The 17,728-nt window shown below is 61.1% G+C and carries 15 protein-coding genes and 2 tRNA genes; 11 read left to right on the top strand and 6 right to left on the bottom strand.

The features are described 5' to 3' along the window. Nucleotides 1-51: 51 nt before the first annotated feature. A tRNA-Arg gene (locus DW151_RS03365) sits at nt 52-128 on the bottom strand. A gap of 204 nt (nt 129-332) precedes the next feature. Between DW151_RS03365 and aroF the strand changes: the two genes are divergently transcribed. The 8 genes from aroF to aroQ all read left to right on the top strand — a co-directional run bounded on the left by aroF (nt 333) and on the right by aroQ (nt 8,770). After that, nucleotides 333-1,355, top strand: a complete 1,023-nt coding sequence (gene aroF, locus DW151_RS03360; RefSeq protein ID WP_118334461.1) for a 3-deoxy-7-phosphoheptulonate synthase — start codon at nt 333-335, stop codon at nt 1,353-1,355. Between the two features lie 3 nt (nt 1,356-1,358). Continuing rightward, nucleotides 1,359-2,273, top strand: coding sequence for a prephenate dehydrogenase/arogenate dehydrogenase family protein (locus DW151_RS03355; RefSeq protein WP_117564237.1), 915 nt, complete (start codon nt 1,359-1,361; stop codon nt 2,271-2,273). 36 nt (nt 2,274-2,309) lie between these two features. Next, entirely contained in the window at nt 2,310-3,416 is a 1,107-nt protein-coding gene (gene aroB, locus DW151_RS03350; protein WP_118256531.1) for a 3-dehydroquinate synthase, read from the top strand. Beyond that, the gene (gene aroA / locus DW151_RS03345; RefSeq protein ID WP_118334459.1) at nt 3,410-4,729 is read left to right on the top strand and encodes a 3-phosphoshikimate 1-carboxyvinyltransferase; all 1,320 of its coding nucleotides are present in this window, start codon (nt 3,410-3,412) and stop codon (nt 4,727-4,729) included. Before aroB ends, aroA begins: the two co-directional genes overlap by 7 nt. 1 nt (nt 4,730) lies before the next feature. Then, entirely contained in the window at nt 4,731-5,828 is a 1,098-nt protein-coding gene (aroC, locus tag DW151_RS03340) for a chorismate synthase (protein WP_118334457.1), read from the top strand. Between the two features lie 43 nt (nt 5,829-5,871). Then, nucleotides 5,872-7,017 carry a prephenate dehydratase gene (gene pheA, locus DW151_RS03335; RefSeq protein WP_118334456.1) on the top strand — a complete coding sequence of 382 codons (1,146 nt, stop codon included), beginning with the start codon at nt 5,872-5,874 and terminating at the stop codon, nt 7,015-7,017. Then, the gene (locus DW151_RS03330; protein ID WP_118334454.1) at nt 7,018-8,268 is read left to right on the top strand and encodes a shikimate kinase; all 1,251 of its coding nucleotides are present in this window, start codon (nt 7,018-7,020) and stop codon (nt 8,266-8,268) included. It begins immediately after the preceding gene. A gap of 64 nt (nt 8,269-8,332) precedes the next feature. After that, nucleotides 8,333-8,770 carry a type II 3-dehydroquinate dehydratase gene (gene aroQ, locus DW151_RS03325; protein WP_118334453.1) on the top strand — a complete coding sequence of 146 codons (438 nt, stop codon included), beginning with the start codon at nt 8,333-8,335 and terminating at the stop codon, nt 8,768-8,770. A 62-nt stretch (nt 8,771-8,832) separates the two neighbouring features. Here aroQ and DW151_RS03320 read toward each other — a convergent pair whose 3' ends face one another. The 4 genes from DW151_RS03320 to DW151_RS03305 all read right to left on the bottom strand — a co-directional run bounded on the left by DW151_RS03320 (nt 8,833) and on the right by DW151_RS03305 (nt 11,650). Continuing rightward, nucleotides 8,833-9,819: an acyltransferase family protein gene (locus DW151_RS03320; RefSeq protein WP_118334451.1), complete on the bottom strand. Its 987-nt coding sequence runs from the start codon at nt 9,817-9,819 to the stop codon at nt 8,833-8,835. A 75-nt stretch (nt 9,820-9,894) separates the two neighbouring features. Continuing rightward, nucleotides 9,895-9,971, bottom strand: a tRNA-Arg gene (locus tag DW151_RS03315). 54 nt (nt 9,972-10,025) lie between these two features. Beyond that, nucleotides 10,026-10,793, bottom strand: coding sequence for an ABC transporter ATP-binding protein (locus DW151_RS03310; RefSeq protein WP_118334449.1), 768 nt, complete (start codon nt 10,791-10,793; stop codon nt 10,026-10,028). An 11-nt stretch (nt 10,794-10,804) separates the two neighbouring features. Beyond that, nucleotides 10,805-11,650 (bottom strand): ABC transporter permease, encoded by an 846-nt coding sequence (locus DW151_RS03305; protein WP_231501564.1) that lies wholly within the window; start codon nt 11,648-11,650, stop codon nt 10,805-10,807. 160 nt (nt 11,651-11,810) lie between these two features. Between DW151_RS03305 and DW151_RS03300 the strand changes: the two genes are divergently transcribed. Genes DW151_RS03300 through DW151_RS03290 form a run of 3 tightly spaced genes read left to right on the top strand, consistent with a single transcriptional unit; the run spans nt 11,811 to nt 16,152 of the window. Then, on the top strand, nt 11,811-12,782 hold the full coding sequence (locus DW151_RS03300) for a glycosyltransferase family 2 protein (protein WP_118334448.1): 972 nt from the start codon (nt 11,811-11,813) through the stop codon (nt 12,780-12,782). A gap of 6 nt (nt 12,783-12,788) precedes the next feature. Continuing rightward, a complete protein-coding gene (locus DW151_RS03295) occupies nt 12,789-13,757 on the top strand; it encodes a glycosyltransferase family 2 protein (protein WP_118334446.1) in 969 nt (322 codons plus the stop codon). Continuing rightward, complete coding sequence (locus DW151_RS03290; RefSeq protein WP_118334445.1) at nt 13,741-16,152, top strand: YfhO family protein; 2,412 nt, start codon at nt 13,741-13,743, stop codon at nt 16,150-16,152. Before DW151_RS03295 ends, DW151_RS03290 begins: the two co-directional genes overlap by 17 nt. A gap of 37 nt (nt 16,153-16,189) precedes the next feature. On the opposite strand, the gene DW151_RS03285 is transcribed toward DW151_RS03290, so the two are convergent. Then, nucleotides 16,190-17,644: a sugar nucleotide-binding protein gene (locus tag DW151_RS03285; RefSeq protein WP_118334443.1), complete on the bottom strand. Its 1,455-nt coding sequence runs from the start codon at nt 17,642-17,644 to the stop codon at nt 16,190-16,192. Nucleotides 17,645-17,728 lie beyond the last annotated feature (84 nt).

Here is a 17,728-nt window from a genome sequence, read left to right as displayed (position 1 = left end):
TATAAGAAAAACCGCCCGGACCATGCGAGGTTCGGACGGTCTCACGTTCGATGGTGCCCCATGTTGGATTCGAACCAACGGCCTTCTGCTCCGGAGGCAGACGCTCTAATCCCCTGAGCTAATAGGGCCAACGTTTGGCATTATACCCAAGTGCACCACGGGCTATCAAAATAAAAGAAAAAGCTTTGCAATTCCGAGGAAGACGCGGCTCAACGGCCCACTTTAGAAGGCAAAAGCGAGTCAGATAGTATAAACTCTCATGCACCATATGTACACGGCTCGCGATGCGGGCCGTTTTTGCAAGGGTTATCCATCGAGGTGAGAGGCACACCATGATTGCAATTTTAAAAGAGAGCGCCAGCGACGAGGCCGTCAGCCATATCGTCAGCTGGATTGAGAAAAAGGGCCTGAAGACCGATGTCTCGCGCGGCGAGAATGAGACGATCATCGGCCTGGTGGGCGATACGACCAAGATCGACCCGTTCCTGCTCGAGTCCATGGATGTCGTCGAGCGCGTGCAGCGCGTCTCCGAGCCGTTCAAGCGCGCCAACCGCAAGTTCCACCCCGAGGACTCCGTCATCGACTGCGGCCACGGCGTCAAGATCGGCGGCGATCAGTTCCAGGTCATCGCCGGCCCGTGCTCCGTCGAGGGCGAGAACCTCATCCGCATCGCCCGCCGCGTGAAGGCCGCCGGTGCCACGATGCTGCGCGGCGGTGCCTACAAGCCCCGCACTTCCCCGTACGCCTACCAGGGCATGGGCCCCGCCGGTCTGGACCTGCTGTGCGAGGCGTCTGCCGAGCTCGACATGCCGATCGTCACCGAGATCATGGACCCGCGCGACGTGCAGGTCTTCCTGGACAAGAAAATCGACGTCATGCAGATCGGCGCCCGCAACGCCCAGAACTTCCCTCTGCTCAAAGAGGTCGGCAAGACCAAGACTCCGATCTTGCTTAAGCGCGGCATGTCCGGCACGATCGATGAGCTGCTCATGGCCGCCGAGTACATCATGAGCGAGGGCAACGACAACGTCATCCTGTGCGAGCGCGGCATCCGCACCTTCGAGACCCGCACCCGCAACACCTTCGACCTCAATGCCGTGCCGGTGCTGCACCACCTGTCGCACCTGCCCGTCGTCGCCGACCCCAGCCACGCCACCGGCTACACCCGCTACGTTGAGCCCATGGCGCTCGCCGCGACCGCCTGCGGCATCAACGGCCTGGAGATCGAGGTCCACGACGAGCCGAGCCGCGCATGGTCCGACGGCGCTCAGGCCCTCACCCCCGACCAGTTCGACGACACCATGCGCCGCATCCGCGCCATCCGCGAGGTCGTCTGCCAAGAGACCATGGAGTAGCCCATGGGTACAGTGAGAAACGCGCGCGTTAACCAGGGCGGCCCCAAGTGCGCCGGCATCGTCGGCCTGGGCCTCATCGGCGGCAGCTTTGCCCGCGGCTATGCGCAGGCGGGCGTCCGCGTGCTGGCCTGGGACCCCGATGACGATGTCATGACGGCCGCCAGCATGGGCACTGTCGCCGGAGAGCTTAACGACAAGACGCTCGGCGAATGCGACATCATCGTCCTTGCCTGCTATCCCGAGGCATGCATCGAGTGGCTCGAGGCGCACGCCCAGGCGCTCGCCGACGCCACCGACACCGAGGCCATCATGGGCCCCGTGGTGATCGACACGGTGGGCGTCAAGGGCATCGTGTGCGAGCGCGCCTTTGAGCTTGCCCGCGAGCACGGCTTTTACTTTGTGGGCGCGCACCCCATGGCGGGCACGCAGTACTCGGGCTATGCGCACTCCCGCGCCGACCTGTTCCAGGGCGCCCCGCTCGTGCTCGTACCGCCCGCGGTGGACGATGCGCTCAAACTGGAGCTTTTGGGCCAGGTGCGCGAGATGGTACGCCCCTTGGGCTTTGGCAAGTTCAGCGTGACCAGCGCCGCCGAGCACGACCGCGTCATCGCCTTTACGAGCCAGCTCGCGCACGTCGTCTCCAACGCCTATGTTAAGAGCCCGACCGCTCAGGTCCACCACGGCTTTTCGGCCGGCAGCTACCGCGACCTCACCCGCGTGGCGCACCTCAATCCGCAAATGTGGTCCGAGCTCATGATCGACGACGCCGACGCGCTCGCCTTCGAGATCGACCATCTGATCGAATCGCTTGGCGCCTACAGCCGCGCGCTCAAGGACCGCGACCAGCGCTATCTGGAGAATCTCCTTGCCGAGGGCGACCGCATTAAGCGCGCACTCGACGACGAGGCCTCCCACTAGACAACCCATCACGCCAGGTCGAAAGGACCGAAGCTTATGGCGATTACCATCGATATCGACACTGCACGCCCCTACCAGGTGCATGTTGGCACGTTTTTGCTGGAGCAGGCGGGGCCGCTCGTGCGCGCCACCGCCGGCGGCACCAAGGCCGTCATCGTGACGGACACCAACGTGGGCCCGCTCTACCAGATGCCCGTTAAGCAGAGCCTGGAGGCGTCAGGCTACGAGGTGAGCATCTGCACCTTCGAGGCCGGCGAGGCCCATAAGCGCGCTGAGACCTACGTTGCCATTTTGGAGTTTGTGGCCGAGCACGAGCTTTCGCGCTCCGACGTGATCGTGGCACTCGGCGGCGGCGTCGTGGGCGACGTGGCGGGCTTTGTGGCCGCCACCTACATGCGCGGCTGCAAGTTTGTGCAGATCCCCACGAGCCTGCTCGCCATGGTGGATTCGTCGGTGGGCGGCAAGACCGCCATAGACCTGGCTGCCGGCAAGAACCTGGCCGGCGCCTTTTGGCAGCCGAGCGTGGTTATTGCCGACGTGGGGTGCCTGGCCACCCTCACGCCCGAGCAGTTCGCCGACGGCTGCGGCGAGGTCGTCAAGCACGCCGTGATCGCCGACCCGGAGCTTTTCGCCGAGCTGGAGAAGACCCCGCTCACGCTGGAGCTGCTCAACCGCGATGTGGCCCGCGTAGCGCTCATCATCGCCCGCAATATCGACATCAAGCGCGCCGTGGTCGTCGCCGACGAGCGCGAAACCAACCAGCGTAAGCTCCTCAACTTTGGACACAGCGCCGGACACGCCGTCGAGGCCTGCGAGCACTTTGAGCTGGGACACGGCAACTGCGTGTCGATCGGCATGGGCATCATCACGCGCGCCGCGGCCCTGCACGGCGCTTGCGATGCTGCACTGCCCGGTCGTATTGAGGAGCTCTGCGCCCGCCATGGCCTCAAGACCCGCTGCGACCTAGATGCCGATACCGTCTTTGCCGAGGCGCTCCACGACAAGAAGCGCGCGGGCGACACCATCGACCTGGTGATTCCGCACGGCATTGGCCGCTGCAGCATCGACCGCACACCGCTTTCCACTTTCCACGAACTCATTGCCGAGGGCCTCGGCCAGAAGGGAGACGCATCCGCATGCTAGCCCGCATCACCCCGTCCCCGCTCAAGGGCACCGTTCCCGCCATCGCGTCCAAGTCGATGGCGCATCGCCTGATCATCTGCGCTGCGCTTGCCAACGGCGAGACACACGTCACCTGCAATACCACCTGCGCCGACATCGAGGCCACGGTGCGTTGCCTTACGGCCCTGGGTGCTCGCATCGAGACCGTCGAGGACGGCTTCCAGGTCCACCCCACCATGAAGAGTGTTGAGTTTGGCCTGCTCAAGGCCCTTGCCGGCGGCACGCTTGACTGCGGTGAAAGCGGCTCCACGCTCCGCTTTATGCTGCCTGTCGCCTGCGCGCTGGGTGCAGAAGCAACTTTTGTGGGTCAGGGGCGCTTGGGCGCCCGCCCGCTCTCCCCGCTCTCGGACGAGATCATCGCCGCCGGCTGCGACCTACAGGGTCTGGGCGGTTTTCCGCTCAAGACGAGCGGCCGCATGCGCCCGGGCACCTTTGTGCTTCCGGGCAACGTGAGCTCGCAGTATATCTCCGGCCTTCTGCTGGCAGCCCCGCTGCTGGCCCAGCCCTCCTGCGTGCAGGTAACCGGCCTCATTGAGAGCCGTCCCTACATCAACCTGACGATCCAGGCCATGAAGGCCTTTGGCGTCGAGGTCAACGTCGAGCGTATTCCGGCCAAGGACGGCCAGCCCGAGGTCACGAACTTCCGCGTGAGCAGCGGCTCGTACCGCACGCCCGGCAGCGTAGCCGTCGAGGGCGACTGGTCCAACGCTGCCTTTTGGCTGTGCGCCGGTGCCATCGGCACCGACCCAATCACCGTCGAGGGCGTGTCGCTAAGCTCCGCACAGGGCGACCGTAACGTGCTTGCCGCGCTTTCGCGCTTTGGCGCCCGCATCGTGCGCTCCACCAACGCCGCCACCGTGCAGTCCGACAAGCTCGCCGGCTTTGAGATGAGTGCCCACGACATCCCCGACTTGGTGCCCGTAATCTCGGCCGTGGCATCGCTGGCGCAAGGCCGCACCTTTATTCGCGATTGCGCCCGCCTACGCATCAAGGAATCCGATCGCTTGGCCACCACCACCCGCGAGCTCACCGCGCTGGGCGCGCAGGTGCGCATTGCCGGCGATGACCTCATCATCAAGGGTGTCGATGCCTTCACCGGCGGCGAGGTCGATTCGCACAACGACCATCGCATCGCCATGATGGCCGCTATCTCCGCGAGCCGCGCCACCGGCGAGGTCGTGATCCACGGCGCCGAGGCCGTCAACAAGTCCTATCCCGATTTCTTCGACCACTACCGCCTGCTGGGCGGCAAGGTCACACTCGAGGAGGAATAGCATGTCCTCGACCTTTGGCAACGTCTTGCATTTAAGCATCTTCGGTCAGTCGCACTCCCCCGCCATCGGCTGCTCCCTCGATGGCATTCCGGCGGGCATCGCTGTTGACCAGGAGCAGCTGCAGGCCTTCCTCGACCGTCGTGCCCCCGGTCGCGACGAGACCGCGACCAAACGCCGCGAGGCCGACGCCGCCCACATCATCGCCGGTGTGGTCGATGGACATACCACCGGCGCGCCCATCGCCGCGATTATCGAGAACACCAACACGCGCTCCAAGGATTACTCCGAGCTGCGCCGCAAGCCCCGCCCCGGACATGCGGACTTCCCTGCGCGCGTGAAGTATCACAACATGCACGATGTCGCCGGTGGCGGTCATTTCTCCGGCCGCCTAACGGCCCCCTTATGCATCGCCGGCGGCATTGCGCTGCAGGCACTCGAGGCCTGCGGCATTAAAGTGATGGCGCATGTGGCGCAGATCGGCGGCATCTCCGACCTGCCGATGGACGATATGGTCTATCGCGAGGCCGACCGCAAGGCGATCCTTACGAACGATCTGCCGTGCATTGACGCCGCCGCAGCCGGCCGCATGCGTGAGGAGATCCTAGCCGCGCGCGACGAACTCGACAGCATCGGCGGCATCGTGGAGTGCGGCATTTACGGGCTTCCCGCAGGCATCGGCGACCCCATATTCGACGGCATCGAGAACCGCATCGCGCAAATCGCGTTTGGCATTCCCGCCGTAAAGGGCGTGGAGTTCGGCATGGGCTTTGCCGTGGCCGCCATGCGCGGCAGCGAGAACAACGATCCGTATCGAATCGATGCCGAAACCGGCGAGATCGAGGTCGAATCCAATAACGCCGGCGGCATCCTGGGCGGTATTTCGACCGGCGCTCCCGTCATGTGGCGCATGGCCGTAAAGCCGACGCCCTCAATTGGCCGCGAGCAGCAGACGGTGGACATGGACGCTATGGAAAATGCCGAGCTCTCGGTCCACGGCCGCCACGATCCCTGCATCGTCCCCCGAGCTGTCCCCGTAGCCGAAGCAGCCGCCGCCCTCGCCATCTGGGACGCCCTCCTCGAAGACGCCGCCCAGCGCTAACTACCCACCCCTCAACATCCCCCGACACGTGAAAGGGGTCTCCATGGACCTTGCTGACATCCGCCAGGCCATCGATGGCATCGACACCACGCTCCTCAACAGCTTTGTCGAGCGCATGGACATTGCCACCGAGGTCGCCAAGTCAAAAATCGAGATGGGCAAGGCCGTCTTCGACCCCGCCCGTGAGCGCTCCAAGCTCAACAACCTCGCCAGCCGCGCGCCCGAGCGCTACGAGGCGCAGACCATCACCCTGTTCCGTCTCCTCATGAGCATGAGCAAGGCCGAGCAGCAGCGCTACATCAACGAACTCAAGGGCATTACCGTCTCGCAAAAGGCCCACGCCACGGCTGCAGCCTCCGACACGCCCTTCCCTCAAACGGCCACCGTTGCCTGCCAGGGCGTCGAAGGCGCCTACAGCCAGATCGCCGCATGCAAGCTCTTTGACGTGCCCGACATCGCGTTCTTCGAGACCTTCGAGGGCGTCATGCGCGCCGTGCGCGACGGCTTCTGCGAGTTTGGCGTGCTGCCCATCGAGAACTCCACCGCCGGCTCGGTTAACGCCGTCTACGACCTGCTCGCCCAGTTCGATTTCCATATCGTGCGCTCGCTGCGTCTCAAGATCGACCACAATCTGCTCGTCAAACCCGGCACCAAGCTCGCCGACGTGCACGAGGTCTATAGCCACGGCCAGGCTATCGCCCAGTGCGCCGGCTTTATCGAAGCCCACGACCTGCACGCCACCAAATACCCCAACACGGCCATGTCGGCCGAGATGGTCGCCAGCTCCGAGCGCACCGATGTTGCCGCCATCGCATCGCGCAGCTGCGCGGCACTCTACGGCCTGGAGGTGCTGGAGCCCAACATCCAGGACTCGGACAACAACTACACGCGCTTTGTCGTCATCAGCCGCGAGCCACGCGTCTACCCCGGCGCCAACCGCACCTCGCTCATGATTACCACGGCCAACGAGCCGGGCGCACTCTATCGCGTACTCGAGCGCTTCTACGCGCTCAATATCAACCTCATCAAGCTCGAGAGCCGCCCCATCCCCGGGCACGACTTTGAGTTTATGTTCTACTTTGACCTGGACTGCCCCTTTGGCAGCAAGGCCCTCGACGACTTGCTCGATTCCATCGACGACGTGTGCGAGAGCTTCACCTACTTTGGCAGTTACACGGAGGTGCTCTAGATGACCGATGTCGCCGCAACCCGCCCCTACGGCGTGCTGGGCCGTGTGCTGGGCCACAGCTACACCCCGACCATCTACAAGGAGCTCGCGGGGCTCGAGTACGTACGATTTGAGCGCGAGCCCGAGGACCTCCAGGCTTTTATGACGGGTGACGAATGGGAGGGCACCAACGTGACCATCCCCTACAAGCGCGCCGTCATGGAATACCTGGACGAGCTGAGTCCGCTCGCCGAGCGAATGGGCAACGTCAACACCATCACACGCCTGCCTGACGGTTGTTTGCGCGGCGACAACACCGACTACTTTGGTTTTCAGTGTCTGGTCGAGGAGTTGGGCGTAGAGGTTGCCGGCAAGAAGGTCCTCGTGCTCGGAGCCACCGGCGGCGCCGGCACCACGGCAAGTATGGTGCTGGGAGACCTGGGCGCCATCGTCGTGCCGGTCGGCCGTACGAGCGAAGTCAGCTACGACAACATCGCGCAGCAGTCCGACGCCGCCCTGCTCGTCAATTGCACACCCGCCGGAATGTTCCCCCATTGCCCCGACGCGCCATGCACGCTCGAAGGGCTCGATGCGCTCGAGGGCGTTATCGACATTGTCTACAACCCCGCCCGCACGGGACTCATGCTCGAGGCCGAGCGCCGCGACATCCCCTGCATCGGCGGTCTGCTCATGCTCGTGGCCCAGGCGGCGCAAGCCGTTGAGCGCTACACCGGCCAGGTCACTCCGCGCGAGCGCATTCTGGACGTAACGGAGCGCCTGTCACGCCGCGAACAGAACATCGCGCTGATCGGCATGCCGGGCTCGGGCAAGACCCGTGTGGGCGAGCAGATTGCCCTGCTCACGGGGCGAGAGCACATCGATCTGGATCGCGCCCTCGAGGAGCGCCTGGGCATGCCCTGCGCCGACTTTATCGTCGAGCGCGGCGAGGCGGCGTTCCGCGAACAGGAGACGGCGGCGCTGGCCGACATCTCCAAGCGCAGCGGCCTGGTGCTTTCCACCGGCGGCGGCGTGGTCACGCGCGACGAGAACTACCCGCTGCTGCACCAGAACAGCCAGATTGTGATGCTCAACCGCAAGCTCGACGAGCTCGCCCACAAGGGCCGCCCCATCACCGCGCGCGACGGGATCGATAAGCTGGCCAAGCAGCGCATGCCACGCTACCGCGCCTGGGCCGACTACATCATCGACTCACGCGACTGCGCCGCCAACACCGCCCAAGCCCTCCTCGACACCCTCCCACCCGCTCTCTAACCAAAACCACCACAAAGGGGACAGGCGCCTTTGTGGTGGTTTTCCAATCGCAAAGGAAGCAACCATGAAAGCACTCGTCATCAACGGCCCCAACCTCAACATGCTCGGCATTCGCGAGCCGGGCATCTATGGCAGCGGCAACTACGACCGCTTAGTGCAGATCTGCCAGGAGGCAGGTGCCGCACAGGGCTTCGACGAGATCGAGGTCTTCCAGTCTAACCACGAGGGCAGCATCGTCGACAAGATCCAGGAGGCCTACGGCAAGGTCGACGGCATCGTCATCAACCCGGCCGCTTATACGCATACGAGCGTGGCGATCCTCGATGCCCTCAAGGCCGTCGCCATCCCGGCTGTGGAGGTCCACATCAGCGCCGTAGAGACACGCGAGGACTTCCGCCAGGTGAGCTATGCACGCCTGGCCTGCTTCGCCACCATCACCGGCGAAGGCCTCCAAGGCTACGCCCACGCGTTGGAGCTGCTGGAAAAGCATCTCGAAAAGTAAGCCTGCAACACTACCGAATAAATGACAGCGGGGAGGACCAACTTGGTCCTCCCCGCTTTTAATTACGCCTTCTTGATCACGTACGCCAACCCTATGTCGCACCCGCAGCGCACAATCGACGCAAAGAGCCATGGCACTGGCAGCGTCATAAGCAGCGGCATCGTCTGCCAAGGAATAAACCAATCGACCGCGTGGATTGCAAAGATGGCAAGACTGGCCTGTCCGCAGAACACGAGCGATCGCTCAAAGGATCCCACAACCGGCACGTCTTTCAACTTCTCCAGCGCCATGGAAACCCAGCACACGCAGTAGCTGCCGGCAAGAGCGGCAACTGTCGCAACCACAAACCCATCCACGCGGCGGCTCGAAAGCTCAAGCCCACTCAGCGCGCCAAGGACAAGCCAAGCGACACCGGCTCCAATAAACAGCAGAGGCTTGCTCACGCTCGGCTCCAGCCCCCTTTGGCGCGCCGTATAGCCAACCCACATCAGCAGCACAATATAGCAGCTCAGATCCAAATCGAGCGGCAGGTAAACACCCATTAAGCGAGACACGCTCAATCCGCAAAAGGCAATCGCGGCACAGACAACACCCTGCCAAACTACCCCAATCCCGCGGCGATCAAACAGCCGCACAAGTACATTAAACAGTAGGCGCGACGTAAACAGCGCCGCCAAAAACCATGCCATGCCAACGGCGGTAACGCCAAACCCAGGCACATCAACGCCCGAGGCAAACACAAGCGTCTTAAGCCCCGCAACCAGCGTACCGCTCGTCAAAGGAGCGCCGCTCATCAAGAACGTCGGCACCTGCCACGCCAGTGCAAGAACCACATACGGCACCAGCAGGCGCGACACCGAATCACTCAGCAGTTCGCGCCACGGCTTCGGCCTAAACGTATACCCGGCAAGAATAAAGAACACCGGCATGTGAAACGAGAAGATCGCGTGCCGCAAGGGAGAGGGATTTGGGACGGTGTGCCCCACAATGACCAGAATAATTGCGATCCCCTTTGCAATATCGATCCAGTCGAGCCTTTTGCTTCCCATTGCGAACCCTTCAAAACCACAGCACACAAGATGAAAAAAGCCCAGACCTCCAAGCGGTCCGGGCTTAATAAACGATGGTGCTCCATGGCGGATTCGAACCGTCGACCTTGGGATTAGAAGTCCCCTGCTCTATCCAACTGAGCTAATGGAGCATATAACCGCACACCCAAGCAAGCGCAAGCCTGTCAGGCGCAAGTAATTATAACCTAGTTGAACTGCTCGCGGTACGCCTTGCAGACCTCATCGACCGGGCCATCCATGCGAAGGTCACCCTTCTCAATCCAAACGGCACGCTGGCAGATGCGCTCAACCTGCTCCATGGAGTGCGAAACGAACAGAACCGTCACGTCGCCGCTCTGGATAAAGTGCTGGATGCGGGCCTCGCACTTCTGCTGGAAGAACACATCACCGACGGACAGCGTCTCGTCAACGATCAGAATATCGGGCTCGGTAATCGTCGCGATTGCAAAGGCAATACGCGCAACCATGCCCGAGGAGAAGTTCTTAAGCGGCATGTCGACAAAGTTCTGAAGCTCAGCGAACTCGATAATGCCGTCAAAGTTGACGTCGATGAACTCCTTGGTATAGCCGAGCAGGGCGCCGTTCAGATAGATGTTCTCGCGGGCGGTCAGCTCGGGATCAAAGCCGGCACCAAGCTCAATCAGCGGCGCGATGTTACCGTGCACCTTAACGCTGCCCTCGCTTGGCTCAAGCACGCCAGCGATAATCTTGAGCATCGTAGACTTGCCGGAGCCATTGGTGCCAACCAGACCCACGACCTCGCCACGATGAATATCAAACGAAATATGCTTAAGCGCCCTAAACTCCTCAAAGAACAACTCGTGCTTGGCAAGCTTGATGAAGTACTCCTTGAGGTTGGTCAGCGACTCGGACGCCATGTTAAAGATCATGGTGACGTCGTCGACCTCGACAGCCAGAGGCTGCTCGCTGTAATCAACAACAGATTCAGTCATCACAGCACTCCTTAGATGTAGAGGATGAACTTGCGCTCGGACTTATGGAACACGGTATAGCCAATAACAAGCGCAAGGACCGCCCAAGCAGCGCACATACCAAACGTCATAAGCGAGGGCGTAGTTTGGAACAGAAAGATATCGCGCATAAACTGCAGGTAGTTGTACATGGGGTTCGCATACATCAAGATACGCACGAGATGCGGCATTTGCGCAATATAGTCAGTCGTCCAGAAGATGGGCGTAATATAAGTCCACGCCGTAATGACTACGCTCCACAGATGCATAACGTCGCGGAAAAAGACCGTAAGGGCAGAGAGCATCATGCCCAGGCCCATGCAGAAGCACATAAGCAGCAGCAGGCAAACCGGCAGCAGAATCAGGTGCCAAGAAGGCATAACGCGGAACCACAGCATGACGATGGCGACGGCGACCAGCGAGAAGGCAAAGTTCACCAGCGAGAAAAGCACTTTCTGCACCGGGAAGACCCAGCGGTGCACCTTAACCTTCTTGAGCAGAGGGGCAGCACCCACGATCGACGTTAGGGCCTGGTTCGTGGACTCGGACATGACGGCAAAGGTAACGTTACCCACGATCAAGTACAGCGGGTACATCTCGGGCGTCATTGATCCATTGCGGCCCTGGCCAAAAATCGTCGAGAACACGATGGCCATGACGATCATCATCAGCAGCGGGTTGAGAACCGACCATGCGACGCCCAGAACGCTACGGCGATACTTGATCTTAAAATCCTTGGTAACCAGCTGACGAAGGATAAACGCATCCTTCTCAAATTCGTTCTTAGCAAACGTCGCAGGCAGACTGCGAGTTTCTTGTTGCTTTGTCTGATCCGACACGGATGCAACTCCTTTACTCGTAATCGTTGACAAACGAACAGTATAGACCCGACGGCCATGCAAACGATTCGCGCAACAAAACTGGAGAACTAACCCACATCTTAGGATGCCAAGCCCAAACGGCTATACTTTCAAGGATTGAATGTATAAGGAGCATTGAGTGAATTCTGAATCCATCGCCGTCATCATCCCCTGCTACAACGAAGCGCTCACGATCGGCAAAGTCATCGACGACTTTCACCGCGAGCTTCCGCAAGCGACGGTCTATGTCTATGACAACAACTCGTCGGACGATACCTCACGCATCGCCACCGAACACGGCGCCACGGTCCGCTTTGAGCCCCGTCAGGGAAAGGGCAACGTATGCCGCCAGATGTTTCGCGACATCGACGCCGATTGCTACCTGATGGTCGACGGAGACGACACCTACCCCGCCGAGGCGTCCAAAGCCCTCTGCGAGCCCATCCTTAACGGCACAGCCGACATGACCGTAGGCGATCGTCTCTCAAATGGCACCTATGCCGAGGAAAACAAGCGTGCCTTCCACGGCTTTGGTAATAATTTGGTCCGCTCCATGATCAAGTGGATCTATGGCTACAGCTTCGATGACGTCATGACCGGCTACCGCGCCATGAGCCGCCCGTTCGTTAAAACCTTCCCTGTGCTTTCCGAGGGCTTCCAGATCGAAACCGAGCTCTCGATCCACGCCGTCGACCACCGCTGGCGCATCAAAGATGTGCCCATCGAGTACCGCGACCGTCCGGAAGGTTCCGAGTCCAAGCTCAATACCGTGAGCGACGGCATTAAAGTCGTTGCGATGATCGGCACGCTGTTCAAGGACTACCGCCCGCTGAAGTTCTTCAGCCTCGTCGCGCTTCTGTTTGCGGTGATCGGCCTCGCCTTGGGCATGCCCATCGTTGTCGAGTATTTCCAGACCGGCCTCGTTCCGCGCTTCCCCACCGCCATGCTCGCCGCGTCGTTTATGTTCCTGTGCGGTCTGAGCCTTGCGACCGGCTTCATCCTCGATTCCGTGGCAAAGGTCGAAAAAAAGCAGTGGGAGGTCAACGTGTACAGCAAATACGCCTACGACGACCAGCCCGGCCACCCTACTTCCAAGCCAAGCGAGAGGTAAACCACCATGCCGCTCATCTCCATCGTCGTACCGAGTTACAACGAGCAGGAATCACTTCCGATCTTTCTCAAAGAGCTCGATGGCGTCGTTCGCATCATGACCCGGCAAGACCCCGGCATCTCCTTTGAAGCCGTCCTCATCGACGATGGCTCGGCAGACAAAACGCTCGCCGTCATGAAGGCGGAAGCCGCGGCGGCGCATCCATACGCCATCCGCTGGCACTCTTTCTCGCGCAACTTTGGCAAGGAGGCGGCACTACTCGCCGGACTCCAGCACGCAAAGGGCGACTATGTCGCCACCATGGATGCCGACATGCAGGACCCGCCCTCGCTCCTGCCGCAGATGTACGAAATCTTGCAGACCGAAGACTACGATAACGTCGCCACACGCAGGACCACCCGCGAAGGCGAGCCTCCCATCAGGTCGTTCTGTGCCCGTATGTTCTACAAGATCATCAACCGCATTTCCAAGGCCGACATCGTCGACGGAGCACGCGATTTTAGGCTCATGAAGCGACCTATGGTCAACGCCATCATCTCCATGGGCGAATACAACCGATTCTCCAAGGGCATTTACGGCTGGGTGGGCTTCAAGACCAAATGGCTCCCCTACGTAAACGTCAACCGCGTCGCGGGCGAGACCAAGTGGAGCTTTTGGTCGCTGCTCCTCTATTCCATCGACGGCATCGTCGCGTTTTCCACGGCGCCGCTCTCCCTCGCCGCCCTCACGGGTATCGTCTTCTGCCTCATCGCCATCATGGGATTTATCGTCATCCTGGTCAAAACGCTTGTTTGGGGCGATCCCGTAGGCGGATGGCCCTCCCTTGCCTGCCTCATTACGCTGTTTGGCGGCATGCAGCTCCTGTGCCTGGGAATCATTGGCGAGTACCTAGCAAAAGCCTACTTGGAGGCCAAGCACCGCCCCATCTATATCATTCGAGAATCCAACGAGGAATCTGATGACACGGCCCAATAACAGCACGCTCAAGAATGTGGCGTTCTACGCCGCCTGCTTCACGTTTCCCATCGCATTTTTTGTCGCACTTGCAGAGGCGGGGCATGTCTACCCCTTTGGCGACAACTCGTTTCTCACCAACGATCTCAAATACCAATACATCGACTTCTTCGCGTGGTTTCGCCGCGTCCTTTTAGGCGAGGCAAACCTTCGCTATTCCTTCTCACAGGGCCTCGGTATGAACACATGGGGGCTCTATAGCTACTACCTCGCCAGCCCCTTCAACCTGCTCTGCGTGCTGTTTCCCGCAGACAAGCTGACGCTCTTCGTATTTGCCATAACCGCGCTCAAGCTTGGCTGCATCCACATCAGCAGCGCTTGGTATGTGCAAAAGCGCTTTGACCTTTCCAAGCCCGCCGCATTCTTGCTATCCCTCTCGTTCACGTTTTGCAGCTGGACCATCAGCAACCTGCGCAACCCACTCTGGATTGATTGCCTGATCCTGCTGCCCATCTGCGCCTACGGATGCCACGAGCTCATCCGCAAGCAGTGCATGATCCGCCTCGTCATCACAACGGCGCTCAATGTCATGTTCTGCTGGTATACGGCCTACATCAGCATCCTGTTCCTCTGCATCTTCGTATTGGTCGAATTTGTCGATTATGTTGCAGAAGAAGGTTTTAGCTGGAAGCTCATGCTCGATCGGGCCCTGCGATTCGCAGGCGCCATCGTGCTCGGGCTACTTCTGTCCGCTTGGACCTTTTTGCCGACCATCCTTGCCATGTCCAAGGGCGGCCCCGTCCTAGCCCTCGGGCCGCTGCTTAAAACCAGCCTCAAATCGCTCATCAGGGGCTTTCTCCCTGGCATGTGGGTGAACAACGATAGTACACCGCAGTTCTATTGCGGCGTCATCATGATGCTGCTCGCGGTGAGCCTGCTGTTTAACCGCACGGTTTCGATCAAGACACGCATCGCAACGCTCGTCGTCACGATAATCCTGGTCGCCAGCTCCGTTTTGAGCCCGCTCGAGTACATCTGGTGCGGCATGCGCGTGCCCAACGGATTCTATTCGCGCACGACTTTCTTGCTGAGCTTCTTTGCGCTGTGGGCAGCGGGCTATTCGTTGCAGGTGTTCGAGGGCCAGCCCAAATTTCGTCATGCCTATCGACCAGCCGTCGTATTACCAATCCTGACAATCACCGCAATTGAGTTGTTTATCAACGCCCATGTGATGTGGAACCAACTGTACGCAGGCTATTCCGAAGAAGCCAACAGCACCTATGTCGCCACCGCAACCAACACGATCACAGCCATTCAAGACCAGGATTCTGCGTCATTCTACCGCATCGATCGAACGACCACGCGTGCCGATAGCGCCGCCCTCAACGAAGGCCTAGCGCTTGGGTACAACCAGTTGTCTTCGTATTCGTCTGCCAACAACCCGCAGGCCATCGCACTGCTCAACTCCCTTGGATACAGCAGCGTCGGCGAATTCTCGACCCGTTATGCCGAGCCCATTCTCGCCGTCGATGCCCTATTGGGAGTTAAGTACGCCATTCCTGAAAACGCGCCTGCAGGATACGTTTCGGCCAAGACGAATCAGGCCGACTCCACAAGCTCGGTGTACGAGAACCCCTATGCGCTCAGCATTGGCGTCGCAGCCTCAAGCGATATCCAAAACAGCACGCTGAAGAGCGAGAACCCCTTCGAAAAGCAGAACGACCTCTACAGCAAAATCCTAGGCCGCAAGGTCGAGCTCTATACCAAGATCGAGGCCGCGAGCACGGAGAATAGCGATAGCTTAAAGCAATGGAGCGTTACTCTTCCGGCAAGCTCCATCGGGTATCTCTACATCAACAAAGATGCGACCGCCGGCAGTTATTGGCCCGTCGCCCTTACCATCGACCAGCGAGCAATCGAAAACGAGGCCTGGAGATTCGACAATAATATCCGCCAGATTGCGGATGCATCGGACACCCCGAGCCAGCATACGGTGTCAATCGGAGTCGCAGAGGGCTATACAGACATGCCCCAAGACAATGAGCCGGTCTTTTACGCCCTCAATCTGGATGTTTTCGAGCAGATTATTAACGAGCTTAAGGCGAGCGAGTTTATTACGACGGTTTTTGAGGACGGAAGGATCGAAGGCGAGTATACCGCCAAGGATGACGGCAACCTGCTGTTGAGCGTTCCGTACGATGAGGGCTGGAACGCAACGGTAAACGGAACCGCCGCAGAACTAACGCCCGCCGCCGATAAGGGCTTGTCGTCCCTTAACATGCAGAAAGGCGCGAATAAGATCGTGATGACCTACAAGACTCCGGGCGCCCTTGCGGGGCTTGCAGTGAGTCTGGCGACCGCCGCCGCCCTTGTTGCAGCGGGTCTATACGCCAGGCATAAGAAAAGCCGCCGTTAACAAGCGGCGGCTTTTTCTCTCGAAAAGTTAATAACGGCTAGAGCGTCTTGAGGTACTCCCCCAGCTCTTCCTCCCAGTCGGGCATGTGGAAGCCTGCAGCCTCGAGCTTGGACAGGTCGAGCGCCGAGTGGACCGGGCGCGGGGCGATGGGGCCCGCGGCGCCGGCGTAGTAGTCGGCGGTCGAAACCGGCACGACCCTGCCGCCGTTGCCGTTGGCGGCATCGAAGACGACGCGGGCGATGTCCGCCCAGGACCTGACGGCACCGGAGCCGGTGCAGTCGTAGGTGCCGTAGGGGGCCTTCGCGTCCAGTACGTGGAAGATGGCCGCGGCCATGTCGCGCGTGAAGGTCAGGCGGCCCAGCTGGTCGTCCACCACGGTGACCTTGTCCAGCTTGTCGTCCGGGTCGGCGACGCGGTCGGACAGCCCCCTCATGATCTTGACGAAGTTGTGCCCCTCGCCGATGACCCAGGAGCTGCGCATGATGTAGTGGCGCGGGCAGCCGGCCACGGCGATGTCGCCGGCGGCCTTGGTCTGGCCGTAGACGGACAGCGGGCTGAGGGGCTCCTCCTCGGTATGGACCTCGGCGGTGCCGTCGAAGACGTAGTCGGAGGACACGTGGACGAGCGTGATCCCGTGCCCGGCGCAGGTGCGGGCGAGAAGGGCGGGGCCGGTCGCGTTGGCCTTCCAGGCGATGACACGGCCCTCGGGGGTCTCCGCCTTATCCACGGCCGTGTAGGCGCCGCAGTTGATCACGGTGCCGTAGAGCGACCAGTCGTACTGCGCGTAGGCGTCCGGGTCGGACATGTCGAAGGTGTCGATGTCGCAGAAGTCGAAGTCCTTGGCGATGCCGCGCTCCTCGGCGAGCGCGCGGACCGCGTGGCCCAGCTGGCCGTCGCAGCCGGTGACGAGGGTGCGCTTCGGCGCCATCGGGACGACGTCCCTCAACATCGGGTGGTTGAGGTCGGCCTCGGAGACGGTGGCCTGGTCCAGCGGGATCGGCCACTCGATGGCGAGCTCGGGGTCGGCGAGGTTCACGAAGGTGTAGGTCCTCTTGAGCTCGAGGGACCAGTGGGCATCCACCAGGTAGGTGTAGGCGGTGCCGTCCTCCAGGGCCTGGAAGGAGTTGCCCACGCCGCGCGGGACGTAGATGGCCCTGGACGGGTCCAGGGTGCAGGTGAATACCTTGCCGTAGGTGGCGCTGCCCTCGCGCAGGTCCACCCAGGCGCCGAAGACGCTGCCGCGGGCCACCGAGATGAACTTGTCCCAGGGCTCGGCGTGGATGCCGCGGGTGACGCCGCGGCTGTCGTTGTAGGAGACGTTGTTCTGGACGACCCTGAGGTCCGGGATGCCCAGGGCGCACATCTTGGCGCGCTGCCAGTTCTCCTTGAACCAGCCGCGCGAGTCGCCGTGGACGGCCAGGTCGACGACCTTGAGGCCCTCGATGCCGGTCTCCACCACGGAGAGGTCCTTCTCGAATGCGATGTCTGCCATGTGGGAAAAGCTCCTATCGAAGAGGTTGGATAACCGGGGGCGCCCGCGCGGGGACGCAGGATCATCCCCATGCCCTGCGGCCCC

The organism is Collinsella sp. AM13-34 (assembly GCF_003473055.1).
Classification (GTDB): domain Bacteria; phylum Actinomycetota; class Coriobacteriia; order Coriobacteriales; family Coriobacteriaceae; genus Collinsella.
Note: the sequence above shows the minus strand (reverse complement) of the source record. Positions and strands in the feature narration are given on the sequence as shown.